This is a genomic window from Parvibaculum sp., from assembly GCF_049671045.1.
Classification (GTDB): domain Bacteria; phylum Pseudomonadota; class Alphaproteobacteria; order Parvibaculales; family Parvibaculaceae; genus Parvibaculum.
Map to the genome: position 1 here is coordinate 1 of NZ_JBATUH010000014.1, position 2,832 is coordinate 2,832.

A 2,832-nucleotide genomic window follows, 5' to 3' on the forward strand; every position below is an offset into this window, starting at 1 on the left:
CACGCAGCCTCCGCATGCCGCCATTTCGCAAGCTCGTCCGCCCATGCCGCGTCGAATTGCGGTCCGCGCAGGCTGTCCGGTTCCGAGGCCGAAAAGGCATAGCCGATAGCGCCGTTCGGCCAGAGGAGCCGCCTGCGCGAGGCCTCGAAGCGCGGCCTCATCCGCTCCGGCCCGATCGCGCGCAGGCCGGAAGGCCCGTCGATCATCACCTCGCGTACATCGCCATAGGTTTCACCGACAAGCGCGATGCGGCCCGCGCATCCGCTTTCCACCTCGCCGCGCACCCATTCGGCGCCGCTGCGGGTCTTGCCCGCGCCGCGCCCGCCGAGCACGAGCCATGTCGTCCACTCGCCCTCCGGCGCGAGCTGGTCTGCCCGCGCCCAGAACGGCCAATGCTCATTGAGCCAGGCTGCCTCCTCGCCCGTCAGGCTCGAGAGAAATTCCGTTCTCACCCTCTCCGGCGCGGAGGCGAGCGAGGCGGCGGTGAAGTTCCGCTCTGAGCGCATCTCCATCCTCCTCCCGCTTGTCCTGTTCCTTCGCGCGCTTCGATCTCGAGGCCGTCCTGATGTCGTTCAGCTTTTCGAGAGAGCGCACGAGCGACGAGAGCCTTCGCGCGTCGCGCTCCTTTTCGGCCGCGTCACGCCTTGCAGTGCTCTCGCCTTCGATCGCTTCGATCTCGCGGGCGATGAGCCGCTTCAACCGCGCCACGAGCTTTGTCGGCCGCAGGTTCTCGCCGTTCCGTTCGGCGGCTATCGGCCCGGCTTTCGCCGTTTCCGTCGCATTGGCCCGCGCCGTCCGCTTTCTCCATCCTTCGTTCGCTGCATGGCGCACGAGCTTTTGCGGGGTCATTCCCGCCTTCGCCGCCGTCAGCGCGACTGGAATCGACAGGTCTTCATAGTCGCGCCTGATTTCAGCCCATTCGCGCGCCTTGCCGCACGCCTTGCCGCGCGCGCGAGCGCCCGTCTGCCGCTTCTTGCCTGTCATGAACTCCTTGCCGATTTTCGCGCCGGCGAACCGGCGGTCAGGCGCAATTCCGGAGATGGTCCGAAGATAGGAAGCGAGCGTCACGCTGCCAACTGGGGATATCTCAGTCGACGGAGTTTTTCATTCGCTGCGCATGCCCGATCGCTCGGGCGCCTGTCGAGACGCAATTCCGGAGATGGGAGGCAGATGGGGAGCGAGCGTCACGCTGCCAAGCGGGGATATCTCGCGGGCGGCACTTTTTTCAGTCCGCTATGTCCGTCGGCCATTCGACGATGTGATCGCAAATGTCCTCGAACTCGACCTCGCTCTCGCAGATCGTTCGTCCCCGCACCGACATGCCCGCGCGGTGAACGCTTTCCGTTTCGCCCGAGACAAGCGGATGCCATGAGGGCAGGTCCTTGCCTTCCGCGATCAGCCGATAGGCGCAGGAAGGCGGCATCCAGTTCACCTCGCGAATGATCTTCGGCGTCAGATGCACGCAATCGGGCACGAGCTTCGAGCGGTTCGCATAATCTGTGCAGCGGCAGCTATTGCCATCGAGGAGCTTGCACACCGCATCCGTGAACAGGATTTCCAGCGTGTCCTCGTCTTCCAGTTTGACGAGGCAGCACTTCGCGCAGCCGTCACAGAGCGATTCCCATTCCGCGCGGGTCATCTCCTCCAGCGTCTTGCGCTTCCAGAAGGGTTCTTTGTCGGACTTGTGCTTCATGCGGGAGACCAAAGCCCCTGACAGGCTCGCGGTCAAGCCCCGTCCCCGATTGAAACACAATTGTGCCGGTTTCACCCCATTCCTGCCCTAATCCCGGCACAAACGGCGGCAATCTTCGCGCGCGGACGCCCGAGAAGGCTCGGCCGGGCGGCATGAAGCTTGCGCTGCAATGAGCGCCGAAGGGGGACATCGACGTGGCGGATAACTACGAGGAACCGGCCGAGGAATATTTCCGGGATGGCGATCCGGCAGAAAGGCGGCCGCGCAAGCACCGTCCGTTCCGCCTCGCGCTCCGGGCGGCCTCGTTTCTTCTGACGGCAAGCGTCCTTCTCGTCGGCCTTCTCGTCTTCGCCACCCTGCCCAAGGTCCAGCGCGACATGAACATGGGGCCGCAAGGCGCGCTCGCTGTCACCGTGCTCGACGCCGAGGGACAGGAGATCGGAAGCCGCGGCGGCTCCACGGCGCCCATCGTGCCGCTGGCTGAACTCCCCGCCTATCTCGTCAAGGCATTCATCGCCACCGAGGACCGCCGCTTTTATTCCCACTGGGGCGTCGATCCGCGCGGCATCCTGCGCGCAGCCTGGGTCAATCTGCGTTCGGGTTCGGTCGTCGAGGGCGGCTCCACCATCACCCAGCAGCTTGCGAAGAACCTCTATCTCGATTCCGATCGCACCTTCTGGCGCAAGGCGCAGGAGGCGATCATCGCCTTCTGGCTCGAGGCCAATTTCTCCAAGGACGAGATCCTCACTCTCTATCTCAATCGCGTCTATATGGGCGCTGGCAATTACGGCATCGATGCGGCCGCGCATTACTATTTCGGCAAGAGCGCGCGCGACGTCTCCCTTTCGGAAGCGGCTGTCCTCGCGGGCTTGCCGAAGGCACCGTCGCGCTTCGCGCCAACGAACGACCTCGCTCTCGCGCAGGCCCGCGCCAATCAGGTGCTCGACCGGCTCGTCGACAATGGCGATCTGACGGCGGAGGAAGTGGCAGGCGCGCGCGCCCATCCCGCCATCGTGGCCGAGCGCGACAAGCGCGACGGTCCGCAATATTTCGTCGATTGGGTCGCCAATGAAGTGAAGGCGCTCCTGCCCGATGCCCATGGCCGGCTCACCGTCCGCACGACGCTCGATCCCAAGCGG

General features: G+C 64.9%; 4 protein-coding genes. 1 reads left to right on the forward strand and 3 read right to left on the reverse strand.

Annotation, left to right across the window (positions count from 1 at the left end):
• The 3 genes from WBG82_RS00810 to WBG82_RS00820 all read right to left on the reverse strand — a co-directional run.
• Positions 1 to 452, reverse strand: a 452-nt coding sequence (locus WBG82_RS00810) for a terminase large subunit domain-containing protein (RefSeq protein WP_424420194.1), incomplete at its 3' end; no start/stop codon positions are given.
• On the reverse strand, positions 397 to 984 hold the full coding sequence (locus WBG82_RS00815; protein ID WP_424420196.1) for a hypothetical protein: 588 nt from the start codon (positions 982 to 984) through the stop codon (positions 397 to 399). The genes WBG82_RS00810 and WBG82_RS00815, both read right to left, overlap by 56 nt.
• Positions 985 to 1,225: 241 nt before the next feature.
• Entirely contained in the window at positions 1,226 to 1,693 is a 468-nt protein-coding gene (locus WBG82_RS00820) for a YcgN family cysteine cluster protein (protein WP_324300926.1), read from the reverse strand.
• A gap of 194 nt (positions 1,694 to 1,887) precedes the next feature.
• Between WBG82_RS00820 and WBG82_RS00825 the strand changes: the two genes are divergently transcribed.
• The coding region (locus WBG82_RS00825) for a transglycosylase domain-containing protein (RefSeq protein ID WP_424420199.1) at positions 1,888 to 2,832 on the forward strand (945 nt) is incomplete at its 3' end.